At 58.8% G+C, this 26,577-nt stretch carries 20 protein-coding genes, 1 tRNA gene and 1 pseudogene; 9 read left to right on the forward strand and 13 right to left on the reverse strand.

Annotation, left to right across the window (positions count from 1 at the left end; genetic code table 11):
* The first annotated feature begins 1 nt into the window (after position 1).
* Complete coding sequence (locus DFR37_RS09845; protein WP_113933074.1) at positions 2 to 1,330, forward strand: relaxase/mobilization nuclease domain-containing protein; 1,329 nt, start codon at positions 2 to 4, stop codon at positions 1,328 to 1,330.
* A gap of 24 nt (positions 1,331 to 1,354) precedes the next feature.
* A complete protein-coding gene (locus tag DFR37_RS09850) occupies positions 1,355 to 1,837 on the forward strand; it encodes a hypothetical protein (protein WP_113933075.1) in 483 nt (160 codons plus the stop codon).
* A 300-nt stretch (positions 1,838 to 2,137) separates the two neighbouring features.
* On the opposite strand, the gene DFR37_RS09855 is transcribed toward DFR37_RS09850, so the two are convergent.
* From DFR37_RS09855 to DFR37_RS09890, 8 genes are all read right to left on the reverse strand, one after another.
* The gene (locus tag DFR37_RS09855; protein ID WP_113933206.1) at positions 2,138 to 3,229 is read right to left on the reverse strand and encodes a UvrD-helicase domain-containing protein; all 1,092 of its coding nucleotides are present in this window, start codon (positions 3,227 to 3,229) and stop codon (positions 2,138 to 2,140) included.
* Positions 3,222 to 4,823: an ATP-dependent nuclease gene (locus DFR37_RS09860; RefSeq protein ID WP_113933076.1), complete on the reverse strand. Its 1,602-nt coding sequence runs from the start codon at positions 4,821 to 4,823 to the stop codon at positions 3,222 to 3,224. Before DFR37_RS09860 ends, DFR37_RS09855 begins: the two co-directional genes overlap by 8 nt.
* Positions 4,824 to 4,972: 149 nt before the next feature.
* Positions 4,973 to 6,178 carry a GIY-YIG nuclease family protein gene (locus tag DFR37_RS09865; protein ID WP_113933077.1) on the reverse strand — a complete coding sequence of 402 codons (1,206 nt, stop codon included), beginning with the start codon at positions 6,176 to 6,178 and terminating at the stop codon, positions 4,973 to 4,975.
* Positions 6,171 to 8,231: a DEAD/DEAH box helicase gene (locus DFR37_RS09870; RefSeq protein WP_218951447.1), complete on the reverse strand. Its 2,061-nt coding sequence runs from the start codon at positions 8,229 to 8,231 to the stop codon at positions 6,171 to 6,173. The genes DFR37_RS09865 and DFR37_RS09870 overlap by 8 nt, the downstream gene beginning before the upstream one ends.
* On the reverse strand, positions 8,228 to 9,010 hold the full coding sequence (locus tag DFR37_RS09875; RefSeq protein ID WP_113933078.1) for a hypothetical protein: 783 nt from the start codon (positions 9,008 to 9,010) through the stop codon (positions 8,228 to 8,230). Before DFR37_RS09875 ends, DFR37_RS09870 begins: the two co-directional genes overlap by 4 nt.
* Entirely contained in the window at positions 9,007 to 11,784 is a 2,778-nt protein-coding gene (locus tag DFR37_RS09880; RefSeq protein ID WP_113933079.1) for a class I SAM-dependent DNA methyltransferase, read from the reverse strand. Before DFR37_RS09880 ends, DFR37_RS09875 begins: the two co-directional genes overlap by 4 nt.
* Before the next feature lie 148 nt (positions 11,785 to 11,932).
* Positions 11,933 to 12,451 (reverse strand): GNAT family N-acetyltransferase, encoded by a 519-nt coding sequence (locus DFR37_RS09885; RefSeq protein WP_113933080.1) that lies wholly within the window; start codon positions 12,449 to 12,451, stop codon positions 11,933 to 11,935.
* Positions 12,452 to 12,748, reverse strand: coding sequence for a type II toxin-antitoxin system TacA family antitoxin (locus DFR37_RS09890; protein ID WP_113933081.1), 297 nt, complete (start codon positions 12,746 to 12,748; stop codon positions 12,452 to 12,454).
* 286 nt (positions 12,749 to 13,034) lie between these two features.
* Between DFR37_RS09890 and DFR37_RS22795 the strand changes: the two genes are divergently transcribed.
* Positions 13,035 to 13,220 (forward strand): hypothetical protein, encoded by a 186-nt coding sequence (locus tag DFR37_RS22795; protein ID WP_147251605.1) that lies wholly within the window; start codon positions 13,035 to 13,037, stop codon positions 13,218 to 13,220.
* A 444-nt stretch (positions 13,221 to 13,664) separates the two neighbouring features.
* On the opposite strand, the gene DFR37_RS09900 is transcribed toward DFR37_RS22795, so the two are convergent.
* The gene (locus DFR37_RS09900) at positions 13,665 to 14,465 is read right to left on the reverse strand and encodes a hypothetical protein (protein WP_113933083.1); all 801 of its coding nucleotides are present in this window, start codon (positions 14,463 to 14,465) and stop codon (positions 13,665 to 13,667) included.
* A gap of 120 nt (positions 14,466 to 14,585) precedes the next feature.
* On the opposite strand from DFR37_RS09900, the gene DFR37_RS09905 reads away from it, so the two are divergent.
* The 4 genes and pseudogenes from DFR37_RS09905 to DFR37_RS23535 form a co-directional block, all read left to right on the forward strand.
* The gene (locus DFR37_RS09905; protein WP_113933084.1) at positions 14,586 to 14,873 is read left to right on the forward strand and encodes a hypothetical protein; all 288 of its coding nucleotides are present in this window, start codon (positions 14,586 to 14,588) and stop codon (positions 14,871 to 14,873) included.
* A gap of 2 nt (positions 14,874 to 14,875) precedes the next feature.
* On the forward strand, positions 14,876 to 16,516 hold the full coding sequence (locus DFR37_RS09910; protein WP_113933085.1) for a type IV secretory system conjugative DNA transfer family protein: 1,641 nt from the start codon (positions 14,876 to 14,878) through the stop codon (positions 16,514 to 16,516).
* A 117-nt stretch (positions 16,517 to 16,633) separates the two neighbouring features.
* The gene (locus tag DFR37_RS09915) at positions 16,634 to 16,951 is read left to right on the forward strand and encodes a hypothetical protein (RefSeq protein WP_113933086.1); all 318 of its coding nucleotides are present in this window, start codon (positions 16,634 to 16,636) and stop codon (positions 16,949 to 16,951) included.
* Positions 16,948 to 17,964, forward strand: a pseudogene (locus DFR37_RS23535) (recombinase family protein); the annotation flags it as partial. The gene DFR37_RS09915 and the pseudogene DFR37_RS23535, both read left to right, overlap by 4 nt.
* 493 nt (positions 17,965 to 18,457) lie before the next feature.
* Here the strand turns inward: DFR37_RS23535 and DFR37_RS09925 are convergent.
* A tRNA-Arg gene (locus DFR37_RS09925) sits at positions 18,458 to 18,532 on the reverse strand.
* Positions 18,533 to 18,773: 241 nt separating this feature from the next.
* Here DFR37_RS09925 and DFR37_RS09930 point away from each other — a divergent pair.
* Positions 18,774 to 19,703 (forward strand): c-type cytochrome, encoded by a 930-nt coding sequence (locus tag DFR37_RS09930; protein ID WP_113933087.1) that lies wholly within the window; start codon positions 18,774 to 18,776, stop codon positions 19,701 to 19,703.
* A gap of 169 nt (positions 19,704 to 19,872) precedes the next feature.
* Here DFR37_RS09930 and DFR37_RS09940 read toward each other — a convergent pair whose 3' ends face one another.
* Entirely contained in the window at positions 19,873 to 21,408 is a 1,536-nt protein-coding gene (locus DFR37_RS09940) for a 3-hydroxyacyl-CoA dehydrogenase (protein WP_113933089.1), read from the reverse strand.
* Positions 21,409 to 21,779: 371 nt separating this feature from the next.
* On the opposite strand from DFR37_RS09940, the gene DFR37_RS09945 reads away from it, so the two are divergent.
* Positions 21,780 to 22,025 (forward strand): hypothetical protein, encoded by a 246-nt coding sequence (locus DFR37_RS09945; RefSeq protein ID WP_113933090.1) that lies wholly within the window; start codon positions 21,780 to 21,782, stop codon positions 22,023 to 22,025.
* Positions 22,026 to 22,087: 62 nt separating this feature from the next.
* On the opposite strand, the gene DFR37_RS09950 is transcribed toward DFR37_RS09945, so the two are convergent.
* Together DFR37_RS09950 and DFR37_RS09955 are read right to left on the reverse strand one after the other, a co-directional pair.
* Positions 22,088 to 24,172, reverse strand: a complete 2,085-nt coding sequence (locus DFR37_RS09950; RefSeq protein ID WP_113933091.1) for a UvrD-helicase domain-containing protein — start codon at positions 24,170 to 24,172, stop codon at positions 22,088 to 22,090.
* A 1-nt stretch (position 24,173) separates the two neighbouring features.
* On the reverse strand, positions 24,174 to 26,285 hold the full coding sequence (locus DFR37_RS09955) for a primosomal protein N' (RefSeq protein ID WP_113933092.1): 2,112 nt from the start codon (positions 26,283 to 26,285) through the stop codon (positions 24,174 to 24,176).
* Positions 26,286 to 26,577: the final 292 nt, after the last annotated feature.

Consider the following 26,577-nt stretch of genomic DNA (forward strand, 5'->3'; position numbering starts at 1 on the left):
CATGATCCTCAAAGGAAGCCAACGCAGCGGCGCGCGCCAACTGGCCGTCCACTTGCTCAATGAGCGTGACAACGAGCATGTCGAAGTCCATGAGCTTCGCGGCTTTGCGTCTGACGATCTGGTGTCCGCACTCCGGGAAGCCGAGGCGGTCAGCCGGGGGACGCGGGCGAAACAGTTCCTGTTTTCCCTGAGCCTCAACCCGCCGCCTCGGGAACGGGTGACGGTGGAGCAATTCGAGCGGGCGGTTGACGCCGCCGAACGCAAGCTCGGCCTCGACGGCCAGCCCCGCGCCATCGTGTTTCATGAGAAAGAAGGCCGCCGCCACGCCCATGTGGTGTGGTCGCGGATCAACGTGGAGCAGATGAAGGCCATCAACCTGCCACACTTCAAGCACCGCTTGCAGGAAGTGTCGCGGGAGCTGTACCGCGAGCACGGCTGGACCATGCCGCGTGGCCTGATCGCCAGCCGGGAGCGCGATCCCCGCAATTTCACGCGCAGCGAATGGGAGCAAGCCAAGAGCTCTAAACAGGACCCAAAAGCGCTGAAAGCCATGTTCCAGCAATGCTGGGCGGCGTCTGATTCCGGCCAAGCTTACAAGGCGGCGTTGGCGGAGCGTGGCTACACGCTGGCCGCCGGGGACCGGCGGGCGGTCGTCGCCATCGATTTCCGGGGTCAGGTCTACGCCGTTTCCAAATGGACCGGCCTGCGTACCAAGGAAGTCTGGGCCAAGCTGGACCAGCTCAAGGACCTGCCCAGCGTCGAGCAGGCCACGGCGGCGAATGCCGCCCGCATGACGGAAGCCCTGCGCGGTTTCGTCGCCGAAGCCGAAACCGCCCGCCAAAAACTGGCCGCGACACTTGCCATGCAGCGGACACAAATCGTGGAAAAACAGCGCAAGGAACGAACCGACCTTGCCGCCGCACAAGAAAAACGCTGGGCGCAGGAAAGCGCCGAGCGTGCCGCCCGCCTGAACAAAGGAATACGCGGCCTGTGGGACCGCCTGACGGGTCGCCACGCCCAGCAGACAAAGCAGAACGAGCAGCAGGCGCTGGCCGCCCTTCACCGCGACCGCCGCGAGAAAGATGGTCTGATCGAGCACCATCTGCAAGCACGCGAAACTCTGCACATGCTGGCTCGCCAGCAGAAGCAAGCCCATGCCAAGGACGTTGAACAGCTTCACCGAGACATCGCCGCCTACCAGCAGCGCGACCCGGCGGAGCGTCCGAACCTGAAGGAGCATTTCCGCGAAGCGGCCAGCCCCGCATCCAAACCGGTGCAGGTTGAAAAATCCCGCCAGCCGGATCGCGGTCCGTCGCGGGATCGTCACTGACTGAATCACCAAGGAGAATGAACCATGAACCCGAATTGCGCTGACATTCTTTTCGAGGAACGCTCGCCATGCGCGTTCACCTGCTACCGAGAGCTAGTGGAAGCGGCCAATCGCGAGCCAGTGGCGGTCGTGCGCGACTACGACCTCACCGACGCCGAATCGACATGGGACCGGATTACCGCCTGCGAGGCGGACGTCTTCGGGATCGACCCGCGTCTGCTCAACGCGCTGGTCTATGCGCACATGCGCTATGAAGACATGATCGGCATCACTGACACCGAATTCATGTCGTTCCGCGGCGAAGAGCGTGCTGCATATCCTGAGAGGTTCAAGGGCGATGGTGTCTATGCGACGGACGACGCCATCGCCTTTATGGTGCTGGCCTGCCGCATGCCCGCGCGGCAGGCCATCGCATGGGTGTGCCGGGTGAAGATTCAGCAGGTGCGAAGCGATCTGATCGATGACGCCGTAGAGGCTCCAGGATGGGCCCTTGCCAGTTATTTTTGACCTGGCAATCCGATGGGAGACAACCGGTATCAGCTATTTTCCGATCCCGATCCACGCAGCGCCATTGCAATACTGCATTACGGCATAAGCGCTGTTGAAGAGCAGATCACTGGCGACGCAAGCCGGGCTAGAGCAGCCGGAGTCGGCAACACTAGCGGTTTTGAAGAAAACATACTCTTCGCCTCCCACCGTACCGTCCCCGAACTGTCCATAGTATTCAGGCCCGTAACCCAGAGCGTATCGTCGGGCTTGACCGCTTCACACGAAGATTGTGCGAGGCTCATTGAACTCGCGCTCCGTTCAATCTTCCCCGGACTCGTCGGACCGCCAGAATGGCAGCGTCGATCTACCTGCATCGTCCAGAACGATGGCGACGCTTTGCTTGGCCCTTGTGACTGCCACGTAGAAACTGGATGCAGGGGTTGCTTCCAGAAAAGTGCCACCGGTTATGAACTTGGTGATCGGAGCCGTCGGGAAGATCAAGACCCTCTCGAAGGTCATCCCTTTTGAGACCTTGAAGTTCATGAACGCGTAGTCGAAGCCCTTGGCTGAGGCGACGCTGTGCCGCAGACATTGCGGTTGATACCGGGCAACGTAAGCCTCGACGTGCTTGGTCGCCAGGAGATGAACGCCGTCGTGCCCGGTGACAGTCTCATTCTTCGACTCCGTCGCGGGGAAACTCCAGGACGGATCAAATATGGTGTCGGAAAAGGACGCAATGGACGGGTGGCAGCGCCAGGTGGTCCGACTTTCCTCGACCTTCAGCAGGCCCTCCGTCTCCCGTTCACGAAACCACATGATTGAGTTGGCGTAGGAGTACTTGGAGTTCTTCTTGCTTCGTGGATTGGTCGCCAAAACCGATTGCCGGATGTCGCCGACCATACGAATGTCGATGGATGACCGAAGGAGAACATCAAAAATCTCCCAGTCATGGGAGCTGAGGTCCTGTACCTCATCGATCAGGATTTCATCGTAGATGCATTCCAGCCGCCGCAGTAACGCCCCTTTGCTTTGAGCCACCAGTTCGTGTGCGAGGCGTCCGAGTTCGCTTGCGTAGACAGCCCCCTTCTTATCCAGGAAGCGGCTCTCGCCCTTGGCCTTGATATGGGGCCGACCCTCAAAGTTAAAACCAAGGACGCGTTTGCCCGGAAACTTAAACGGTAGAAACGGTCTTGCGAAGTGCGTCAGCAGGAAGGAAAACCATCCCATCACTTCGACGCCATGGCGGTCGCCCGCATAGTGGTTCAGACGCTCACAAAGCTCCGCTTGATTTGCCTGTGTATAGGTCAGGACGAGAATGCGCCGTTCCGAGTGCGATGAGGCGCAGTGCTCGACAACGCCCTGCGTCTTTCGTGATCCAGCGACAGCCAACGTCAGCCGGTTGCTACCCATGAGCGAACTTGACCGCATCGAGGATGTACGGCGGCGGGACAATTTTCTTGGTGGTTTCGCTTATACGGAGCGCCGCTTCCGTTTTTTCCCGTGTCATCCATGTGAGAAGGTCGGCTGCTGGTGTGATACCGAGAATCTCCCGCAGTAGCGGTTCACCGCAGTGCTTTATCAACTGCGGTTCGAGCGTCTTACCGTCGGCCACCTCGCCGATGAACAGTTCACGCGCTCCAGCCTTCAGCCATTTTTCGACCGGACTCCGAAGATCAGCAGGCTCAATACCATCATTGTCCCGAAGCGTTGAGACCGACTTGTTGAGTGCAGCGCAAAGTTCCAGCCCTCGTGCAAGCGAAAGCCCGCGCATGCTGAGAACGTCGATTCCACACTGCATCGGCGGCTTTCCATGGACATCTCTGAAGACACGCTCAAAGACAATTTCGTCCGAAGGACCTTCAACCAGCACTATTTTCTTAGCGAGGACGATACGGAGCGTGTCGTAACCCGGCAGCTTCTTGAAGTACGCGACAGTTTCCGGATCGAGTTCCGTCAGTTTTGCCGCCGTGTCTTTGCCCATAAGGATCAATGCGTCCAGCCCCAGGCGATTGAGCACAAACGAACTGTGCGTCGTGATAAAGAGCTGCTGCTGCTCGCCCGCCAGACTCTCCATGCGGCCAAGCAACGTCACAAGGCTAGTGTGCGTCAGATGGTTCTCTGGCTCCTCAACCATCACGAACTGCGCACGCTCCGCGTTGCGGTTCATGGCAAGCGAAATCTTAATGGCCGATTGCTGGCCCTGGCCGGACATCGAAAACGGAACACTTTCGACGTGTGGCGTGACCACTCCTTCCCATGATGTTCTTGCGCTCTGATCCATTGCGAGTTCAATCGGCTGATCATGCAACGTCGCATGCACCGACTTCATTCTTGTATTCACCGAACTCAGCGCGGTCTGCGACATAGATGCCTTCACCTTCCGGTACTCAAGAGAGATCGCTGCCCGCTCCGCTGGCTGAAGATGATCGCCGAGAATCTGGCGCAAGTGGTAGTCGATTCCGGAAGTGGCGCGAACCGTCCGTGAGTCAATGATGGCCGTCGCCAGCGCCTTCGGCCTACTTGTGATTTCCTTGTCCGCGAAAGTTCGCCACTCGCATTTGTAGTATTCCACCGGGAGCAAGGGCGTAGGGTCCCTGGCCCAGGCTTCTAATTCGTCGGCGTACTCGGAGTTAATCGAGACTTTCATCGTGACGCCGGGACATGCGCGCGTGGGGACGTACGTGTTGACTGCCCCGCACAGGCTTTGCAGTTCAGGAATGTCCTCGAACGATAGTTCAATCAGTATTTCTGGAAAGGCTGCGGGCGTCCCCGCCTTTCGCTTCCGAATGAAGTCATCAACGAGATCGGTATTGAACCAATGAGGGTTGAGTTCTTCGGATGCGCTGCGACCATTGATTCGTCCTGTTAGTGCAAGCGCCACCGCTTCCATGAGCGTTGATTTTCCCGACTCATTCGCCCCGACGAGAAGGTTAAACCTTCTATTGGGGACGACGACAAGACTCTTGTGGATGCGATACCCCTCAATCTTCACCTGAACAATCACCTTTTCTCCTCCGTATTTGGGACCCTGTGTCGAGACATTCGTCTTAATGTCGTCTCTTGATCATTAAGACCGGCTCATTCTGCGTTCTTCAGGCGAGGAAGCGTCCCTATGCCGACCTGCGGTGCTCCAGAGAAGGTCATTGTCCTACCCTAGCTGTGACGTTCAGAGATAACCAAGCGCGCCGAGCCCGGATCATAGATGTATCGCGTGATCGACCCGTCTTTAATGCGCGCTACGGCTTCATCGACGACGAACACCGGCACAAGAAACCACTCACGCGGGACAACGGGCTTGCCGAAGCGATCCTTGATCTCAATATCGAGGCGCGCCGGATCAAATACGCGGTGGATCAGGTTTTCAAGTTTGACCCGGTTAATGTTATAGAGGTCGTAAGTGGCGACAATCTCCACATCGGCCAGCAAAAAGGTGGCATCGTTCCTAGCATTGGCAAAGCGGGTCGCAATGTTGCTTTGCCCCGTCACCCCGATCTTGTGCAGTACGTCGCGGTGGGCCGCGACAACGGGATTGTCGGACTTACTGCGCAGAACGTAGATCGTGCCGCTTTCCTGATCACCGCCTGACGCTTCATCGTCGAACAGCGGCCCTGCGGATGGATTGGTGACAAGTCGTGCCGCCTCGTCGCGATGGAGCGCGCGCTGGAACGAACGTTGCAGCACGTCGCTTTCTGTGCCGTTGTTATAAATGACGCGCAGGCGACTGTCTCGGCGTTCGTACTTCGTCCTGATTTCCTCCCCGACATCGGCGATATAGGCCAACTGACCCTCAACGATGAAGAACTCACCCTGCTGAATCTCATTAAGCCTGAGTTCGTCCAGCTTGTGGACGGCAAGCGCTTCACGGATGCCATCCTTCAGTTCACGCTGCACGGCCTCGAACAACGGTTTGAACGTGTCAAAATTCTCACATGGCTTGCGCTGTGCGATCTCATCGGCGGCGCGCTTCTCGGCGCTCTGGCGAACATGACGCAGGACAGTTATGTCGTCAGCGTCTGCCGCCCCCACCAACTCGGCAGCCAACTCGTCCAGGTCAATAGACTCCGTCGCCACCGCAGCACCCGGCGAACCCGCAAGCAAACCCTGATGGTCAAACGGCTCAAGGACAGCGCGGCAATCGGGAAGTGCGCGCAGACGGTCGAGGCGAACAGCATAGAGCCGCTCGAAAATGTCACGATCTTCGCCGTGCTGCGGGGCGCGATTGTGTTTTTCGTAGAACCGTTGAATTTCCTCAAACCCGGCAATGACGCGCTCCTCCTGTGGCGAGCGTCCGCCCTTTTTCTCGGGCGCTGCGAACTCAGCAAGTTCTGAGGCCAGTTCGTCGAGGTCGGTCTTACTCATAGCGTCCTTCCTTCTTGAAGCGCATGAATGTCGCGGCACCTTCGGCCATGCGGCGTTCCCACGCATCCTGCGCGTCCAGCGCGGGCATGCGGCCCCGCTCCTTCTTGAACTGCACGGCGCGCACCGCCAACTCCTTGGCCTCATCGGGTGTCAGAGTCGTGCGCTTGGCGGAAATAGCCGCCGCGACCTGCTTCAAACTTTCCTCGCTCATGGTTTTGGCAAGGATGGCGTAGGCTTCACCAAAGGGGTTGATGCGGTCGATCAGGTCGATGTCCAGCTCGCGCACATCCATCGCAAACTTGCGCACGCCGTCGATCAGCGCGGTGTTGGCCGACGGCTCGGCAATGTCGCCGCCCGTGGCAAGCTGCTTTGCCTGCTGGGTCAGATTGAGGGCGGCGATGGCGTGCTGGCGCACGGCCTCCTGGTCCTCAGCGTCAAGTTCGGGGTACTTGTCCTTGATGATCTTGCCCATGCGGACCTGGGTCAGTTCCTCGGGCACAAGTTCCTCGTCGAACAAGCCGCGCTCAATGGCGGTCTTGTCCTGAATGAAGCTGGCGATCACCTCATTCAAATCTTCTTGACAGATGCGTGCGGCTTCTTTGCTCTTGGGTTCGACAAGGCCCTTGATCTCGATCTGGTACTGTCCGGTCTGCTCATTGACGCCGATGTTGCACTTGTCGGGGTCGTAGCCGCCCTCGCCGTAGTCAAAGCCCGGAGTAGGCCCGCTATCGGCATTCTTCGGCTTGAACTCGAAGCGCGGCGCGAGAACCTGCTCCATCAACAGGCTCGCAGCAATAGCCTTCAGGGTGTCGTTGACGGCCTCGGCGACAGCCTCCTCGGAGGCGTCCGGCTCGGCGATCAGGTTTGTGAAACGCGCGCGGGTCTTGCCGGGCGCGTCGCGGGTCGCGCGCCCGATGATCTGCACGATCTCGGTCAGACTGGCCCGGTAGCCGACGGTGAGCGCGTGTTCGCACCAAATCCAGTCGAAGCCCTCTTTCGCCATGCCAAGGGCAATGATGATGTCCACATGCTCCCGGTTGTTCTTCTGCGTCGGGTCTTTCAGCGCGGCGGATACACGGTCGCGCTTCGTGCCATCGTCGTCCACAAGATCGGCAATCCGGAGTACGCGACCATCAGGTCGCTTGACAAGCTGAAAACCCGTCGCCGCTTCGATACCTTGCCACACGCCCAAAGCCTCGATGATGTGCTCGACCTCCCGAATCTTGTCTTTGGTGCTTTCGCGCGAATTGACATTTGGGATGTGGAGGATGGTCTTCTCGTCAGCATCGAGAACATTGAGGATGTCATCGACATAAGGCCCGCTGTAGAAAAAATAGCCGATGTCGAGCTGCTTCAGGTACTCGTACCCATTGAGCTGCTCGTAATAGGTGTAGGTCACGGCGTCGAACTTGGATTCATCCTGCGGCGCAAGAACAGCTTCGGCATCGCCCCGGAAGTAAGAGCCCGTCATGGCGACGATGTGAATGCGCCCCCGTGCGATGAACTCCCCTAGATGCAGACCAAGCTTGTTGTCCGGACTGGCTGACACATGGTGGAATTCATCAACGGCGATCAGTCTGTCGTCAAACGCCTCCACGCCATACGCATCGACTGCGAAACGAAATGTGGCATGGGTGCAGACCAGCACCTTGTCATCGCTCTCAAGGAAAGCACTGACCGACTTCACCTTACCGCCGTTGTCGTTGCCGGGCGCGTTGCACAGATTCCACCGGGGCTCAACGTGCCAGTCGGCCCAGAAGCCGAACTTCGACAATGGCTCGTCGTTAAAGCTCGCGCCAATGGACTTCTCCGGCACGACGATGATGACCTGCTTCAAGCCCTGATTCTGGAGCTTGTCGAGGGCAACGAACATCAAGGCGCGGCTCTTGCCCGAGGCGGGCGGCGACTTGATGAGCAGGAATTGTTCCCCGCGCTTTTCGTACACGCGCTCCTGCATGGGCCGCATCCCCAGAGCATTGGCCTTGGTCGATGTACCGTTGCGGGCGTAGGTGACGGATACGGAAGGGACGGATTTATTGGCTTGATTGATCATTTTTTGTTCGTCTGTTGCGAGTTGGCGCGGTCTTTTTTCATGGCATTATCAAACCACTGAGGTATGTCAGTTACTTGGCTTTCGAAAACATTCTCCGGAACGTCCCGCCAAAAACTCAAAATCGCATTTGAGAACACTTGAAACTGTTCATCGCTCACTTTGAGGTGCGTGTGATCCCGATATTTCAGGTCGGAAAGCCCCTCTCCGAAGCCTGCTAAAGGATCATCAAGGTATTCCGGATAACTATTCTTCAGATCATCCAAGGATTTTCCATCGCCGTGTTTATGAACATTGACAACCAAGCGACACGCATCAAGCGCGCGGAAATATTCTTCGCTGCGGACATCCCAGCCGAGATTTCCCAACAAATCCGTTATCTGCCCGAAATTGACTGACCAGACCTGCAAGCTAACATTCTCGCCACGATGCCAGTGCTGAATTTCGCGCACCAGCCAATTGCGCAGTTGCTTATCCCATTCGTGGAACATCCCTGCAACGACGCTCAAACGGGTTTGCTCGCGCATTTCGCTTAAGAGTCCATAGAATTCAATACCGGCATCATTGGCAGCTTCGTAGAAATCGCCGGGATCGTGTCGATCCGGATCAAAACGCGGGCCACTTTTTTCCAGCCACTCCTCGGCGGCACGGTCGGCTTCGGCTTCAATATCGTCGAACTGCGAGAGCAAACGCTTCTGCGCCTGCTCGATATAGAACAAATGCCCCTTTATGAGCGATTCCCGAAACGGTCCCCACATCTGAAGCAACACATGGTCACTCATGCCCTTGCTCCGGCCTTTCGCTTCTTGGCTGGTGCAGCCGCCGCAGCCATCTTGGTATAGAGGTCAAACAGCTTTTCCAACCGCTCGGTATCGTTCTTGAAGCGGCGACCAATATAAATGCGCTCCAGCACTTCGTCATTGCGCTCGTGCGCTGCCCGCAGATCATCGGGCATGTCGTCAGGGTCATAGAGGTCAGCGATGGTGGCCGGAAAGTGATGCTCGCGCGCCAGCAGGATGTCCTCTGCGCAGCGAGTCAGGTCGGCCTTATTCTTTTCGGTAAGGGTAGGAACCGGGAAGGTGTTCCAGCCGAGAGTGTTGGAGTAGCGGTATCGCGTCTCCAACTGACCGCACACAGTTGCGATCCAGACGAGATGCAGGCGGCTGGCGACGAGCGCCATATTCCACAGTGGAGCGTCATAGAGCGCGAACGCCTGATTGGTAGTAACGGAGCTTGCGCCCTTCAGCTCCGTCGGTATGTATTGACGTCGCTCTGAGGATACAGTGGGTACCAAGACGAGCTGAGATTGAGCAACATTGCGGTCCCTGTACTGGTGAGAACGCGTGGCCAGTTTATTCAAAGACGCATCCCGGCTTGCCAACCGGGTGGCACGCACTGACTCAATTCGATTGGCGATCATGGGATCACTTGATGCCAAGTCGAGCATCTGGTCGTCTATCCAAAGGCAGAACCGACTTAGACCTTTGATGAACTCCTGAGCACCATAGAGCGGTCTGACAATCGTCTTCAAGTCGGGCCGCCTGGCGCACAATTCTTGCGCCTCAAGCGCGGTAAGGGTCAGAAAGTTACCGTCGCCCGGATAGTTGCCATAGCTCATCTCTGACAAGTCTGAAATGGGGCTGGAGAGCTTCGAGACAATTACGTTCGGGGCGGCAACGAGATACGGGTTAATGTTTGCAGACTCCTGCAAGATTGCATTTCCGCTTTCCGAGATGGAGAACAATCGGCGAGTCTTTGGTGGCCGATTCGATATGCCGATGACCGCAACAGTCACACCTGCGTTGTGACTTGCCAGGTTGGTCCATTTGAAGCTTGTATGAGCGAAGCTAATCTCGTGTCCCGACGCGAGAATCAGGGGCCAGAGGATCGGTACATGCTGCCCCTGACAAATGGAGTTGGTAGCGACAAAGGCACTGGCAGCATTGGCTCGCGCCCCATAGTCAGCGGCTTTCATGAACCACCCAGCCACGTAGTCGATTGACTTCCACGCATTCGTATGGCCGTCAAAAACGCGCTTCAAGTCTTCCTTCTGCTCCCGGAACTGCCCTCGCGCACCTTGATAAGGTGGATTCCCACAGATATATGTCTCTCCCCCCTCGTTCTCAAAGTCGATCTCCGCCTGATCGAGTGGTATCTCGAACAGGTCATCAGCCTGCACCTTCACGCCCGTGCCCGTCGATGGACAAATGCTCAACCAATCCAGCCGCAGCGCATTTCCGCAGGTGATCCAATTTTCGTTGCGCAGGGGCAGGAACTCAGCCAATGCCAACCTCTGCCCCCGGTACAAGACATCACACTGATACTCCGCAATGACCAGTGCAAGGCGTGCGATCTCCGCCGGGAAGTCGCGCAGCTCGATCCCGCGAAAATTCGTGAGCGGAATTTCCGAGTGGTGATCCCGTTCTCCGCGCCGTTCGTTGATCTGGGCCTCTATCGCGCGCATCTCCTTGTAGGCGATGACAAGGAAGTTGCCAGAGCCGCAGGCGGGATCGAAGACCCTTATCTTCGCCATGCGCTTGCGCAGGTTGAGCAAGGTGCGCGGGTTGTCGCCCGCTTCCTCAAGTCGCGCGCGCAAATCGTCGAGGAATAGCGGATTCAAGACTTTCAGGATGTTGGGCACGCTGGTGTAATGCATGCCCAGTTCGCCGCGCTCCTTGTCGTCGGCGACGGCCTGAATCATCGACCCGAAAATGTCCGGGTTGATTTTCGTCCAGTCAAGTCCACCCACGTGCAGGAGATACGAACGCGCGATTCTGCTGAATTTCGGCACATCCATGCTACCGGAAAACAAGCCACCGTTCACATAAGGGAAGTCGTCCGCCCAGCGAGGAATCTTGGCGGCAGCGCGATCTTCTTTCTTAGTGTTCATCGCACGGAACAGCGTGCTCATCACCTCATGGGTGTTTGATGAGTCTTTTGAACTCATCTGCGCAATGATCTCGGTAAATTTACCCCTGCCGACGAAAATGTCCGTGTCTTCGGCGAAGAAACAGAAGATGAGCCGCGCCATGAGGTGATTCATGTCGTGGCGGCGCTCCGCCGTGCCCCATTCAGGGTTATCTTTCAGCAGTTCGACGTAAAGACGATTAAGGCGACTGGTCGCTCGAATGTCGAAGGCGTTCTCGCTGATCTGCCGGACAGTACTGATGCCCGCCAGCGGCAGAAAGAAGCCGAAATGATCCGGGAAGTCCGTAAAGGCGCAGGCGACAGTCTCGCCGCTCGTCAAATCCTCGGCCTCGAAGTCCGCGCCATCGGTGGCAAGGACGAATTTCGCCTTTGCCCGGAGCGTGGCCGGGCTATCTTTCAGGGCCGTGAGCGTCGTCGTGGCCTGTCCGTTGCCGCAGACAGCGATATGGATATTGTTCGTTTGAAGAACGCCGCCGAGGTCGGACTTGTTCGTCGCACCGCTGCGCAGACGCTGGATCGTCGTCGCCTTGTTACCGAAAGCCTCAAGAAACGCATACGGAAAAGCCGCGCCGTCGAACGGCTGTTCTGCCAAATCCGTGATTGCCTGTTCAATTTCTACCGCGTTCAATTAAGTACCTTTTAGGATATATCGACGACCTTCGTGCTCGGACGCTGCCGGTCGCCGCATGGGCCAGCCTACGCGGCCCTTGATTACGGCGTCAATCGTAAATGAGGGTAACACCCACGAAGCCCGCAAAGGTTATGGCAAGGACGCTCTATTCAAACAATTTCGCAATTTGCGCCATCGACAGGAACAGCCGGAGCGGCGTTTGCTGGAACGGCTGAAAATCAAAATGCCGGTAGAAGCTTTCAGCCCGCTCGTTTTTCGCATCCACGATCACCGCCATGGCCGCGATCTGCTGCGCGGTCTCCAGGCTGCGACGCAGGGCATCGACCAGCAAGAATTCCCCAACGCCCTGACCTCCGGCTGAACGATCCACCGCCAGCCGCCCCAGCAGCGTGACGGGCAACTGGCCGTAGCGCGGCAGCCGCTTCATCAGCTCCACCGGAAGTTCGTCAGCGGAAATGATGGAGGATGAAAGGGTGTAGAACCCGAGCACCTTGGGATCGCCCGGTTGCGTGAACACAAAAGGCGCGGCCACCCGCTTTTCAGCGTCCTGCCGCGCCTGTTCGCGCAGGTAACGATTAAGGTCTTCATGGCCGCAATCGAATGACTTGCGCTCATGCGTCTTTTCAAGTGGGCCGATATGCTCAGGGGCAAAATCGAGTGCCAATCACAGTCCCGCCTGTTGACGGTATTTCTGTACTGCTCTTTGAAGGCGCGGCCCCGGCTCGGACGGATTCAGCAGCGCAGTCACGAAAGCCACCTGCTCCTCACGGCTCAGGCGGATGACCTCGTGCTCCTGCACGATCTTCGTGGCGGCTTCCTGCGTGCTGTCGATGACAAGCTCGCTCAGGGTGCGCCCGGTCAGGTTCGCTGCGCGCTGAAACAAGTCCTTCTGGTCGCTGGACACGCGCGCCTCCAGACGCGCATTGCGCGGCTTGTCGTGGGTTTCAGGTGAATGCAGCATGGTTGACCTCGCGGGGATGGGTTCACGTTCTACATTCCAATGTACGTCATTCGTCCGTACATGTCAAGATAAACGTCGCTCCAGCGCCTCCTCCAGCCTGACGCCCGCCTGCACGGCCTTTTTCCCGCCGTTTCTGGCACAGGCCCATGACAGCGACAAACCGGACTCTTCCGGTTCCTCCACGGTGTTGCAGCCCTTTCGGGTGTCCGCAGCCAGTGATCCCTGCGCCCTTCCCGGCCTCCACAAAGGCCGCGACAGGCGCGGCCTCCGAGCCAAGGAGGCAACGATGACCACGTATATCCCGACTATCCACGAACTGAAACGCCAGAGCGAAAGTGAACTACGCGCGATGTTCCGCCGCGTCGCCTGCGTAGCCGCATCCACACAATGCCCAGTCTGCCAGCAAGCCGCCGCACGCAAAACGCTGGAAAACATCCAGCGCAGTCTTGCCAGCCAAGCCCCCCGGCCCTGAGCCGGGCGACTTGTGCTGCCGCACGCGCATCCAATCCGCGCAGGGTTGGCCGATGGGGGATGCAAGGGGGAGAGCGAAGTCACCCTCTTGCCTGATGGGTTCCAAGGGAGAGCGGAAATCGCCCTTGGTCATGGGGGTGTCGGGGGAGATGGAACGCTCCGCCCGACCTGCCTGCATTGGCGCTTCATGCCAATGCAGGCAGGCTGGTGATGCAACGGCCAAGCGTTGCAATGGTGCGGCCCGGCTCGATGCCGGGTTGCGCCATCAGCAGGGGGTATCCAACAGGGGGCGGCACGCCTCCCTTTGGCAAGATGGTTCTGGACGTAGTACAGAACACATCTTGCGGTCCGCGCCAAGTCTCCCTGCCAAGCATGCCTGTACTACGTCGGCACGCTCGTCCGGTCGCCTTGGCTGCGTCCCTGTCACTGCGCTCCGATGCTTTCGTCAAGCCTCAATGCGGCCTGTCGGATCGTGGGGAATCGCATCGCCCCTCCAACTCTCGAACGTGGACCTGACCTCTTCGGGAACCAGGTTCTCATCGGCAGGAAAAAATGTTTCGTGCAAGATTCGATGCGGCTGATCGTGATCCTGATAGACCAGCATGAGACCTCCGTTCCTGGGAGAACTCATCGCGCTCATGATCGTCATCACGTTTTCCTGAAGGGTACTTCGAGACCAAATGCGAGCCTCGAACCGGTCGGCCTCTTCCGAACCTTTTAGGGGAAAAACGATGCCGGACCCCATCAACAAATGTTCGGCCCTCATGCACAAGAACATCCTCGAAAAGGGCTGGCCGGGGACCAAATCGGTGTGCAGATAGCTGGTCTCATGGGTGCCCATATCCCGCTGGGAAACCGGTCCGCTCCACCACCCATCAATGAGAGAGTTCAAGCGGGCATATTCATTTGCGTCCAGGTCCTGAGCGCCATGTAAATCAAACAAGGCCGCACCGCGCCGATACAGGCGTGCGTCAGCTTCAAGGTAGTCCCGCGTACGCGGCACCATTTTTTGAAAATGCTCGGTCTGCAAAAACCGCAGCACGATCTTGAGTGTCTGGGGGCTGGGTGTGCTGTCCGCGTCGTGCAGCCAGTTCTCGATGGTCTTGCGGCTGATCCCGAGCCGGGTGTGCCGGTCGATTTGCCGCTCAATCTCTGAAGCGCCTTTGACCGCCAGCGCCTGCCTGTACTCAAGGAGCAGCCGCCTTGCGGTAGCCGGGTCAATCCAGTTGGTCTGATTTCTATCCATGTGCAGCCTCCCGGTTGCGCTCGCCTTGGTCCTTCGCCCTGATGCTCGGATTCCAACCGATTCCAACGACCATCGGTAAGCTGATTTCTATTCTTTCCACACTCCAAAGGAGAATGAACCATGAATCAGGAACAAGGCCCTTCGGGACTGTACCAAAGCATTTCCACACTCGCGGGCGTCATTGCCTTCGCGGTCATGTTAATGGGAACACCCATTGTTTTCGAAATGACGTACCGTCCACTATTCTCCTATTTTCTCAAATTCTGGAGCCGCGATCTCGCTGAATCGCTCGTCTGGGTAATGGGGGCGGTCGAAGCCTGCCTCATCTTCATGGCCACGTCGTTCCTCCTAACGGCGGGCATGGTCTGGATCGTCACTCAGCTGGCCATGCGCCGCTTCAAGGACTGATCATGACTGCCTTCCACGAAGAATTCCGCTTCGGCAGCGCCCATTGGGCGTTGCCGGACGAGGCGGCCCACGCGGGACTGCATGGGCAGTCCGGCCCGTTCCTGGGATATCTGGGCGACCGCCCGCTGCGCCTCGCTGGCGACGCCCCCATCATCACCTTCGGCGGTGCGGGCTCGGGCAAGCTTCGCGATGTGCTGGCCTACAACTTGTGCGGCGTTCGCGACGGTCAAGGCGTCTGGCACGCCCCGCGCCGCATGATTATCAACGACCCGCGCGGCGAACTGGCGGCCATATCCATCGGCAACCAGATTCGCCTGGACAAGGCCGCGTACTGCATCAATCCCTTCGGGCTGCACGGCCTGCCGCGCCACCGCGTCAACCCGTGGAACATCCTGCGCCACGACTCGCCGACCCTGCATGCGGACGTGAAGCTGCTGGTGGCCGATCTGATCCCGCTGCCCGTGCAGGGGGATGACTATTTCGGGCGACGCGCCCGCGAGCTGGCCGAAACGCTGGTCAAAAGCCATGTCATGGGAATAGCGGACAGCCGGACCCGCGATGCGATCAGCCTCGCGGTCTTCTACGATCTCGTCAACATGATGGCGATCCAGTCCGGCTGGGACGCCTTGATGCAAAGCATGGCGTCCATGCCGGACAGCGACATCCGCCGCGTGGCGGAGGAAATGGACAGCAAGCGCAAGGAAGCGCCCAAAGAGTACAGCGGAATCGTCGGCAGCCTCTATGAAGCCGTTCAGGCCCTGAGCATCCCCGCCATCCGGGAAACCTTGAGCGGATCGGATTTCTCGCTAGAGGTCCTGTGCCAGCAGGATTGCAACGTCTATCTCGTCATCCCCGCCGAATACCTCGGGCTGCTGGCCCCGGTGCAGCGGGCCATTTTCGGCACCGCCATCCTCTACAAAAACCGCAACCCAGCCGCGCCGGGCGTCCTCCTCGTGGTGGATGAGGCGGCACAGCTCGGGAATTTCGAAGCGTTACTACGCGCCTATAGCTATGGCCGGGGGATGGGCCTGCGCACCTGGTCGTTCTGGCAGGACCCCGGCCAGATCACCCGTAACTACGGCCATACCGCTCTGTCCGGCTTCGTCGGCTCCAGCCAATGCCGTCAGTTCTTCGGCGTGCGCGACCTCGACACCGCGCGTCTGGCCTCGCAAATGCTCGGGCAACAGACCCTCGAATTCGACGACAAGCTCCAGCAGCACGCGGCGCGGACGGAGACCGCCCGCATCCTGCATGGCCTGCTGGCTGGCGGCGACCCTCTCGCCGCCGGTATAGGCCTGGCGCATTCCACGTATGCGGCGCAGCACCGCGCCAAGCAGTCGCGTGCGCTCATGATGCCGGACGAGTTGCTTGGCATGCCCGAGGACGAACAAATCCTGTTCATTTCGGGCCTCGGCCTGGCCCCGGTCCGGGCCAACAAACATCCCTACTTCACCCGCCCTGAAATGGCGGGCGGGTATCTACCCAACCCATTTCATCCGCCGCATGACCGCGTGCCCGTTTCCGGGCCTCGCGGTCAAAGGTGGGTACGGGTTATCCGTGAACCTGTGCCTGCGCGTCTCGCGCACTGGCCGCAGTATCAGTTCGGCGAGTGGGCCTATCCCGAGGGCTACAGGCCGCCCTAACCTTTGGTACTGCAAAGCACAACAGAATCCGCGCCTGTTTTTACGAGTTGTTAAGCGGGCTGAGAGCAATATGGAAATGTGGTCAACCGCCAGTTGTACTACGCAAGGTGAACTGAGATGAGCAACAACAAACTGCCCCCCATCAATCCCGAGCCGTCACAGGCCAGCAATGTCCTCGGCTTCGACGCCGACAAGTACCTCGAACATATCGAAGACTGCGATCTGACCGAACCCCAAAAAGCTGAGTTCCTTCATACGCTTTGGAACATCATGGCAACCTTTGTCCGATTAGGATTCGATGTCGAATATACACTGCCTATCCTCTTTCAAAAGGCTTCAGAAAACGGCGGGAATGCGCTAGAACAGGCTATCCCAACGCATGAGTTCAATATCTCCGCCGATGATACGGTGGAGGATGATGAGGAGATAACATGACCATAGAGCAACAATGCGCCGTCATCTATTGCCGGGTATCCAGCGCGGCGCAGACCAAGCGCGGCGATGGCCTTGGCTCACAAAAGACGCGCTGTATCGAATACGCCAACGCAAGGGGCTACAAAGTCATCGAAACCTTTATGGACGATGCCTCTGGCAGCCTGACTGAGCGCCCCGGCATGAAATCCATGTTGGCCTTTCTCAAAAAGCACCGCCAAGCAGGGCTTGCCGTCCTGATTGACGATATTTCCCGGCTGGCTCGTGGCATGAAGGCCCATATCGAATTACGCGCCGCCATTAGCCTTGCGGGTGGAACGCTGGAATCGCCCAGCATCGAATTCGGCGATGACGCCGACAGTGAATTACAGGAATACATCCTTGCAACCGTGGCGCAGCACCAGCGCCGCAAAAATGCGGAGCAAACCAAAAATCGTATGCGGGCGCGTGTCATGAACGGCTACTGGCCGTTTGCTTGCCCGGTCGGTTACCGCTATCAGCGGGTTCCCGGTCATGGCAATGTTCTGACACGCAACGAACCATTAGCATCCATTATTCAAGGAGCCCTCGAAGGCTTTGCCTCTGGCCGCTTCCAGATTCAAGCCGAAGTCGGACGCTTTCTGGAATCCTTCCCGGAATTCCCGCGTGACCGCAAAGGGAATGTCCGCAGCCAGCAAGTGACCGATATTCTGACGCGCCCAATCTATGCCGGGTACGTGGCCGCGCCCAAGTGGGACATATCCTCGCGCAAGGGCTATCACGAAGCCCTTATCAGCTATGAAACCCTGATGAAGATTCAGGACCGTATCAACGGGAAAGCCAGAGCGCCAAGCCGCAAGGACCTGAACGCTGATTTCCCATTACGCGGGGCTGTGATCTGTGGAGATTGCGGCACGCCGCTAACGGCGTGCTGGTCCAAGGGCAATACGGCGTATCACCCCTATTATCTCTGCCGCTTGCGCGGCTGCGATAGTTACGGGAAATCCATCCGCCGCAGCGTAATTGAAGGGGATTTTGAGGAGTTGCTAAGAAAGATGCAGCCGACTGCCAATCTCTTTAAGGCAGCACACGCCATGTTCAAAGACCTTTGGGATCACCGTCTCGCTACGGGTGCAACCCGGACCAAGACACTCAAGGCTGAAATGGCGAAAGTCAGTGAACAGGTCGAACAATTCCTTGACCGGATCGCTGATGCTTCTGTGCCATCGGTAATCGCCGCCTACGAAACCCGCATCAAAACACTGGAAGACCGGAAGATTGTTCTAGCCGAAAACATCGCCAATTGCGGGCGTCCCATACGCAGCTTTGATGAAACACTTAGAACCGCCTTTGATTTCCTCGCAAGTCCTTGGAATCTATGGACTTCTGAGCGACTAGAGGACAAGCGGACCGTCCTCAAACTGGCCTTCACCGAGCGGCTGGCCTATACAAGAAACGAAGGGTTTAGAACCCCCAGTTTCTCCTTACCTTTCAAGACTTTAGATCACTTTAAAGGGGGCAATTTGATAGTGGCGCGCCCGACAGGAATCGAACCTGTATCAAGAGCTTCGGAAACTCTCATTCTATCCATTGAACTACGGGCGCCAAAGGACAGCATTGTAGCGTGTTTTATGTTGCTTCACCTCGCGGCGCGGGGCTTTTCAATTCGAATAATTGCATTTCGCGAATGGGCATGCCTGCATTTACGCAACAGTCCCGGTATAATCGCTACCTTGATTCGCTTTAAAATTCGCAGCAATGCGCCTTGTGTGCATGCACCTCAGTAATTAACCGCCTTGGATCTCTGGCAAAAGAAGCCTCAGGTCGTGAACGCGCAGGACTCGACATGAATAATACGGAAGACCGCATCGAAGCAACCCTGGAAGGGGGGCATGAAGGCCTCATCAAGACGCCAAAACAACTGATTGTCACTGTCATCTTGGCTTTCCTCGTCCCTATTATCATTATTGTCATGCTCGTCAACCTGGTTGCGGCCGGAGACATCACCGGGTCGGGTTCCAATGCGCAAAGCAGCGAAGCCATTGCATCGCGCATCAAGCCGGTAGCCGGGTTCAGCCTGGTCGACGCCAATGCGCCCAAGGTATTCAAGACTGGCCAGCAGGTCTTCGAGTCCACCTGTACCGCTTGCCATACGGCCGGCGTCGCGGGCGCGCCTAAAATCGGCGACAGCTCGGCCTGGGCTCCGCTGATCAAAACCGGCTACGACGCCATGGTAAAAATCGCCTTGCACGGCAAAGGCGCCATGCCTCCCAAGGGTGGCAATCCCTCCCTAAGCGACTTTGAAGTCGAACGCGCCGTCGTGTACATGGCCAACAAATCGGGCGCTTCGTTCAAAGAACCCGCCGAACCCGCCCAGGAAAAAGCCGCCCAGCCCGCCGCCAAAGCAGCTGCCCCGGCCGCTACGCCCGCGCCCGCAGCGGCTGCGCCTGCTCCGGCGGCGCCCAAGGCCGAAGCAGCCAAGCCTGCCGCCGCGGCACCTGCAGCAGCACCCGCCGCTGCAGCATCGGCCACCATCGATCCCGCTGGCGAAAAACTATACAAGTCCGTTTGCTTTGCCTGCCACGCCGCCGGTGTAGCCGGCGCACCCAAGTTCGGCGACAAAGCCGCCTGGGCTCCGCTGATCGCTACCGGCATAGACCACATGGTTGAAATCGCCATCCACGGCAAAGGCGCAATGCCTCCGCGCGGCGGCTCGCAAGCCACCGACGCCGAAGTACATGCCGCAGTCGAATACATGGTGCAGGCAGCGAAATAAGCCGGCCGGCCGTCTGGTTATGGCCTGGGCGGCGAAGCAACCGCCCAAACACAAAAGGAGCCTTGGGCTCCTTTTTTTTGCCTCCGGCGAGCGGCAGCGTTCAAATGCGAATTCGAAGGCGCTGCGCCTGGCCACTCAGCGGCCAGGCATGGCCGGCTTCAATCCCCTTCTAGCGGGCGACGCACGCTGGGCTGGCGCTTAGCGGCAGGCCAAGCTGCACTCGGCGCTGCAGCCACAGGCTGGCGCGATAACGGGAGTCGCCGGTTACCTTGTACATGGCGCGCAGGATTTCCAGCACATGCGCGGCACCAAGCGTGTCGCCCATGCTCAAGGGCCCGCCCATGGGATAGCCCAGGCCGAGCGACACCGCCAAACCGATGTCTTCGGGCGAGGCAATGGTTTGCTGCGCAATATCGCACGCCACATTGACTATGCTGGCCACCATGCGCTGGCCGACAAAGCCGGCCGAGTCGTCGATAACCGAAACCGCCGTGCCGTCGGACGCAAACAAAGCGTGTGCGGCATCGCGCCATTGCGGCAATGTTGCCGGCGAACACATCACAACGCGGCGCTTGCCCTTTTCAAGACCAAAGAAGGTATCCAGCGCGACTGTGCGTTCGCCGTCAAGCTGGTGCTTGCCCACCACGCTGGATGTATCTTCGCCGTAAGGCGTAACCACAATCAGCGCATCCGACGGCGGCGTGTCGGTTGCAATGACGCCCACACCCAGATCGCGCAGCAGGGCCGACGCCCGCTTGTGGCCGACCGAATGATAAGGCGCAACCCAAACCCGCAGTCCCGGCGCCAACTCGGGCACGGCGGGCGCCTGCGGCACCTGCTGCTTGCCTTCCGGATAGCGATAAAAGCCTTCACCCGTCTTGCGGCCCAGCAAGCCGCCGGCAAAGCGCACGGCGGTTATCGGCGAAGGCCGAAAGCGCGGCTCGTCGTAGAACTGATGATAAATGGACTCCATGACGGGATGCGAGACGTCCAGCGCGGTAAGGTCCAGCAGCTCGAACGGCCCCATGCGAAAGCCGGCCTGCTCGCGCATGATGGCGTCCACTTGATAAAAGGGCGCAACGGCTTCCTGGGCCAGGCGCAGTCCTTCGATATTCATGCCGCGGCCCGCATGATTGACGATAAACCCCGGCATGTCCTTGGCCCGCACAGGCGTATGCCCCATGCGGCGCGCCAGTGTCATCAAGGCGTCGCCCACTTCGGGCTCGGTACGCAGACCGTCGATGATCTCGACGACTTTCATCAGCGGCACGGGATTGAAGAAATGGTAGCCGGCCACTCGGCCCGGCTGCTTGCAGCCCGCCGCAATGGCGGTAATAGACAAGGACGATGTATTGGAAGCCAGGATGCAGCTTGGCGCTACGATGGCTTCCAGTTGCTGAAACAGTTCGCGCTTGACATCCAGGCGCTCGACGATAGCCTCGACCACCAGGTCGGCCCGGCTCATGTCCTGCAGCTGGGAACAAGGCGTAACCCGCTCCAGCGAAGCCGCCGCCAGTTCGTCGGAAATCTTGCCCTTGCCGGCCAGCTTCGACCACATCTGCTGCAAGTTTTCGCGCGCCGCGGCCACGGCCTGCGCGTTCACGTCGAACAGCAGAACTTCCAGTCCGGCCTGCGCCGCAATTTGCGCAATACCGCGCCCCATGGCGCCAGCGCCAACTATGCCTATTGTTTTAATCTCGTTCATCCCTTCCTGCTCCAATCATTCCCGCCAATGGGGTCAAGCTTCGGGCGCTGCACAGCGCAGCGACAGCCCTTGAAACCGCTCTTGACACTATATGCGGCCCGCCGCACAACACACGCCGCAGACCAGCCCTAAATGATAATCGGATTCCGCCCGGGACGCTGCCCCAAGACTAAACATGCGGCGACCGGTTGCACGTGGCCACAAAAAACCCACTGCTTCCAACGTTTTGCAAACCGCATTTGCCCTAAATAACAACGCTAATCGGCCCTTTAATGTGAATCTAGGGTAAACCCTAGGTTTTTCCTTGCTTAAATCTAGGGTTTACCCTAATATAGAACTAACGATGGAACACGATAACAAAGAGAGAGATCATGAGCCTGCTTAACTACACCACTTATACGACCTACACCTACATGAGCGATGCGCAAGAGCGCATGCTTGTACGCCGCGCCTTGAACCAGGGCAGCCCAGTGTCCTTGCGCGAATCGGCACGCAATGTTGTGCTGGGCCTGGAAAAGGTGTTTTTGAAGCTGGCTTCGTATTGCCGCGCGGCAGGCAAGGCTTTGGCCCAGGCGCGCGCCCACAACGCACAGATCACCGCATCCAAATACGCCTGACCGGCCGGACCGATCCGCCGGATGCACCACGCCCGATTCCGTAACCGGTTTCGGGCGTTTTGTTATGTAGCACCTTTGTTCAACAAGGCCTTCAGCATGCCCAGCCGCTGCTTCGGGCTAAGGGACTGAAGTTCGGGATCTTCCTGCATCTTGATGGCCGACAGGCCCATCTCGTCGATAAAGCGCGAAGGCTCGCGCACTATGTCCTCGCGGGCTCGGCGCCGTTTCTTGCACCAGGTAAGATGCAAGGTACGCTGCGCCCGCGTAATGCCCACGTACATCAGGCGCCGTTCTTCCTGGATGCGCGCCGCCAGCGACTCGGCCGCCTTGGCGGGGTCGCCGTCCTCTTCGTCGCGCCCCATGTGGGGCAACAGCCCTTCTTCGACGCCAATCAGGAACACATGCGGGTATTCCAGCCCCTTCGAGGCGTGCAGCGTCGACAGCTTGACCGCATCGGGTTCATCGTCGTCGCCGCGCTCGAGCATGGTGACCAGCGCCACGTGCTGGACTAGCTCGAACAAATTCAGTTCGTCTTCATCGGCCTTGCGCTTAAGCCACCCCAGCAATTCCAGCACGTTCTGCCAGCGCGACTGCGCTGCGCGCTCTTCCAGCGTGTCATAAAGATAGCGCTCGTACTGGATCGCGCCGAGCAAGTCGTCGAGAATGGCGCCGGCCGGTTCGGCCGAGGCGGCAACCTGTTGCGAGTGGCGCCGCCCTGCGCGTTCCTGGATGCGTTGGATGAAGGCCCCGAATACTTTCAACGGTTCCAGTTGCTTGGCCGGCAGACGTTCAGTTTGTCCTATTTCGAATAAAGCGGCAAACAAGGACAACTGCCGTTCCGCGGCAAACTGCCCCAGTGTTTGCAAGGTAACCTGGCCGATGCCGCGCCGCGGAGTCGTGACCGCGCGGATGAACGCCGGGTCGTCGTCGTCGTTGGAGATAAGCCGCAAATAGGCCAGCACGTCGCGGATTTCGGCTTTGTCGAAAAAGCTTTGCCCGCCTGAAATCGTATAGGGGATGCGCAAATTGCGCAGTGCCTGTTCCATGACGCGCGCCTGCTGGTTGCTGCGGTACAGCACGGCAAAGTCCTTCCATTGCGCCTTGCGCTCGAAGCGCTCGGCCGAAATGCGGATGGCAATGGACTCGGCCTCGACCTCGTCGGTGTCCATGGCGCTGACCTGGATGGGCTCGCCCACGCCCAGGTCGGACCACAGCTTCTTGCCGAAAAGATTGGGGTTCTTGCTGATTACCGCATTGGCCGCCGAAAGAATGCGCTGCACAGAGCGATAGTTTTGCTCTAGCTTGACGATCTTGAGGTTCTCGTAATCGGTGGTTAGTTTGGCCAGATTTTCTACCGTCGCGCCGCGCCAGGCGTAAATGGCCTGGTCGTCGTCGCCCACCGCGGTGAACATGGCCCGGCTGCCGGTCAACATTTGCACCAAACGATACTGGCATTCGTTGGTGTCCTGGTACTCGTCCACCAACAGATACTGCACCCTGGCCTGCCAGCGCTCGCGCACCGCCTGATTGCTTTGCAGCAGCAATGCCGGCAAACGGATCAGGTCGTCGAAATCGACCGACTGGTAGGCTTCCAGGGTGGCGTTGTAATTGCGGTATATCTTGGCGGCTTCGGCCTCGCTGGGCGTGGCGGCGGCGCGGTCGGCGGCGTCGGGGTCCATGAGCGCGTTCTTCCACAGCGATATCGTCTGCTGGACCGCGCGCAAACGCGCCTTGTCGGTGGTTGCCAGCATTTCCTGGATAATCGCCAGGGCGTCGGTGGAATCCAGGATGGAAAACTGCGGCTTGAGCCCGACGTGAGCCGCTTCTTCACGCAGGAAACGCACCCCCAAAGAATGGAAGGTGCTGATGATCAGGCCTTTGGCCAGCTTGGCGTCGACCAGTGTTTTCACGCGCTCGCCCATTTCGCGGGCGGCCTTGTTGGTAAAGGTCAGCGCAACGATCTGGCGGCCCATGTAGCCGCACTCGCGCAGCAGGTAAGCCATTTTCTGGGTGATGACCCGCGTTTTGCCGCTGCCCGCGCCGGCCAGCACCAGGCAAGGTCCGCTTAAATACAGTACCGCCTCGCGTTGCACCGCGTTCAAGTTCGATGGCAAGGTATGCCCTACGGGCGAAACCGAAACACTCATGTCAGATTTCCAGAGGATCCACTTCTAGTTGCCAGCGCACCCGATGGCCGCCGGCCAGTTCAGGCAACGACACGGACCATTGCGCCAGAAACGCCTGCAGAGCCGGCCGCTGCGCGCTTTCAATCAACAATTGCGCACGCTCGATGTTGGCCACGCGCAGCACTCTTAACGGCACCGGGTCGTACAAGGTAATTGCCGAAGCCATGTAGTACGCGTCGGGCGACTGTTCGGGCAAAGCCCTTGCCTGCGTGAGGAACTCGATGGCGGTTGCCAGTTCGCGCGCCTCGGCCGTCAATAGCGCCTGGAAGGCATACGGAGGCAAGCCGATAGCCTCGCGCTCTTCCAGGCCGTAGCGGGCAAAGCCCACATAGTCGTGCTTGACCAATGCCTGGTAAACAGGCTGTTCCGGGTAGTCGGTTTGAATGATTACCTTGCCGCCCCGCACGTGGCGGCCGGCACGGCCGGCCACCTGCATCAACTGCGCAAACAAACGCTCGGGCGCCCGGAAGTCTTGCGCAAACAGCATGCCGTCGGCGTTCAATACCCCCACCAGGCCAAGATTGGCAAAATCGTGGCCTTTCGCCACCATTTGCGTACCCACCAGGATGTCTATTTCACCGGCGTGCACCTTGGCAAACAGTGCCTCGGCGCTGCCCTTCAGGCGGGTGCTGTCGGCGTCGATACGCGCGATGCGCGCCTCGGGGAACAGCTCGGCCAAATATTCTTCGACACGCTGGGTACCGCGCCCCATGGGATGCAGGTCCTGGTCGCCGCAATCGGGACAGGACGCCGGCACCCGCGCCTGATAGCCGCAATGGTGGCACTGCAAATAATTGCGTCTGGCGCCCGCGCGGTGCAGCACCGTATAGGCCGTGCAACGCGGGCATTGGCTGACCCAACCGCAAGACCCGCAATTCAGCACCGGCGCATAACCGCGCCGGTTCAGGAACACCAGCGACTGCTCGCCGTGTTCCAGCCGCCCTTGAATGGCTTCGATGAGCTGCGGGGAAAACCCCTGCTGCATCGCAAGGCGGCGGGTGTCCACCAACTGCACCACCGGCAGTTCGACGTCGCGAGCCCGATGCTCCAGGGACAGCTTCAAGTAGTTGCCGCGCTGCGCATGCGCCCAGGATTCCAGCGATGGAGTAGCCGACCCAAGCACGACCGGGATGTCGCGATCATGGGCGCGCCAGACCGCCAGGTCGCGCGCCGAATAACGCAAGCCTTCTTGCTGCTTGTAAGAGGTATCGTGCTCTTCATCGACGATGATCAGCCCCAAGTCGGGCATGGGCGTAAAAATAGACAGGCGCGTTCCGAGCAAGATGCGCGCTTCGCCGCGCTGCACGCGCAACCATGCGCGCAAGCGCTCGCCATCGGACAGCCCGCTGTGCAGCACCGCCAGGCTGTCGGGCCCGGCCGCTACGGCCAGGCTGGAACGCAGGGACTGCTCCAGTTGAGGAGTCAGATTGATTTCGGGCACCATGAACAATACCTGGCGGCCTCGGGCGAGCACGGTTTGCGCGGCGCGCAGATATACTTCGGTCTTGCCGCTGCCTGTTACGCCATGCAGCAGCACCGCCTTATAGCCTGTTATGGCGTCGATGGCCTGCACCGCCTGGATTTGTTCTTCGTTGAGCGCAGGTGCCTCTTTGGCCTGAATCGGCTTGGGGCTGCTCTTGGAGGCGCGCTTGTCAAGGCGGCGTACCGGCCCTCCGGCCGAACGCTTGCCCTGGTACGCGGTTACCTTGCGCAAGCCAGCCGGCAAAGTGGGCAGCATGACCTCGCCCAAGGGACGTTGATAGTATTGCGCCGCAAAAGCCGCCATGCGCATCCAGTCGGACGGAAAAGGCGGTAAGTCGTCGAGCACCTCGTCGACCTCGCGCACCTGCTTGGCCTCGAACGAGGGCGTGTCGGGAGTTTCGACCACAATGCCCATCAGCTTGCGCCGCCCGAACGGCACAATGACCCGGCAACCCGGCGCAACCGCATGGGCGCAACGATAGTCGAACAAACCCGCCAGCGGCACGTCGATAGCCACCCTCAACCAAAAACAGTCGTCGGACGAGGCCTGGGGCTCGCTTGACGGCGGATCTGAATTGAGAGTATCGATCATTAATACTTAAAGTAATTTCTGGAAAACGACGTTAAATGCCGGCGGCGGCATGTAGACCCACCATGCCACTCCAGCCTGTGGATAACTTTGGGGAAAAACAAATTAACAACTTAGCTAATGTCAATTACTACAACTACTGAATTTTAATTGAAATAATCGAAATTGAATTTTTAACGCCGTAGAATCAATGTGTTGCAGCACACAAAGAGATTGTATCTAAGCTGTTGGAAAAATTTGTGCGTAGCGGCAAAACTTGTGTACAACTTACCGCCACACCCTTTTAAAAACAAGC

Source organism: Eoetvoesiella caeni (assembly GCF_003315175.1).
Classification (GTDB): Bacteria; Pseudomonadota; Gammaproteobacteria; order Burkholderiales; family Burkholderiaceae_B; genus Eoetvoesia; species Eoetvoesia caeni.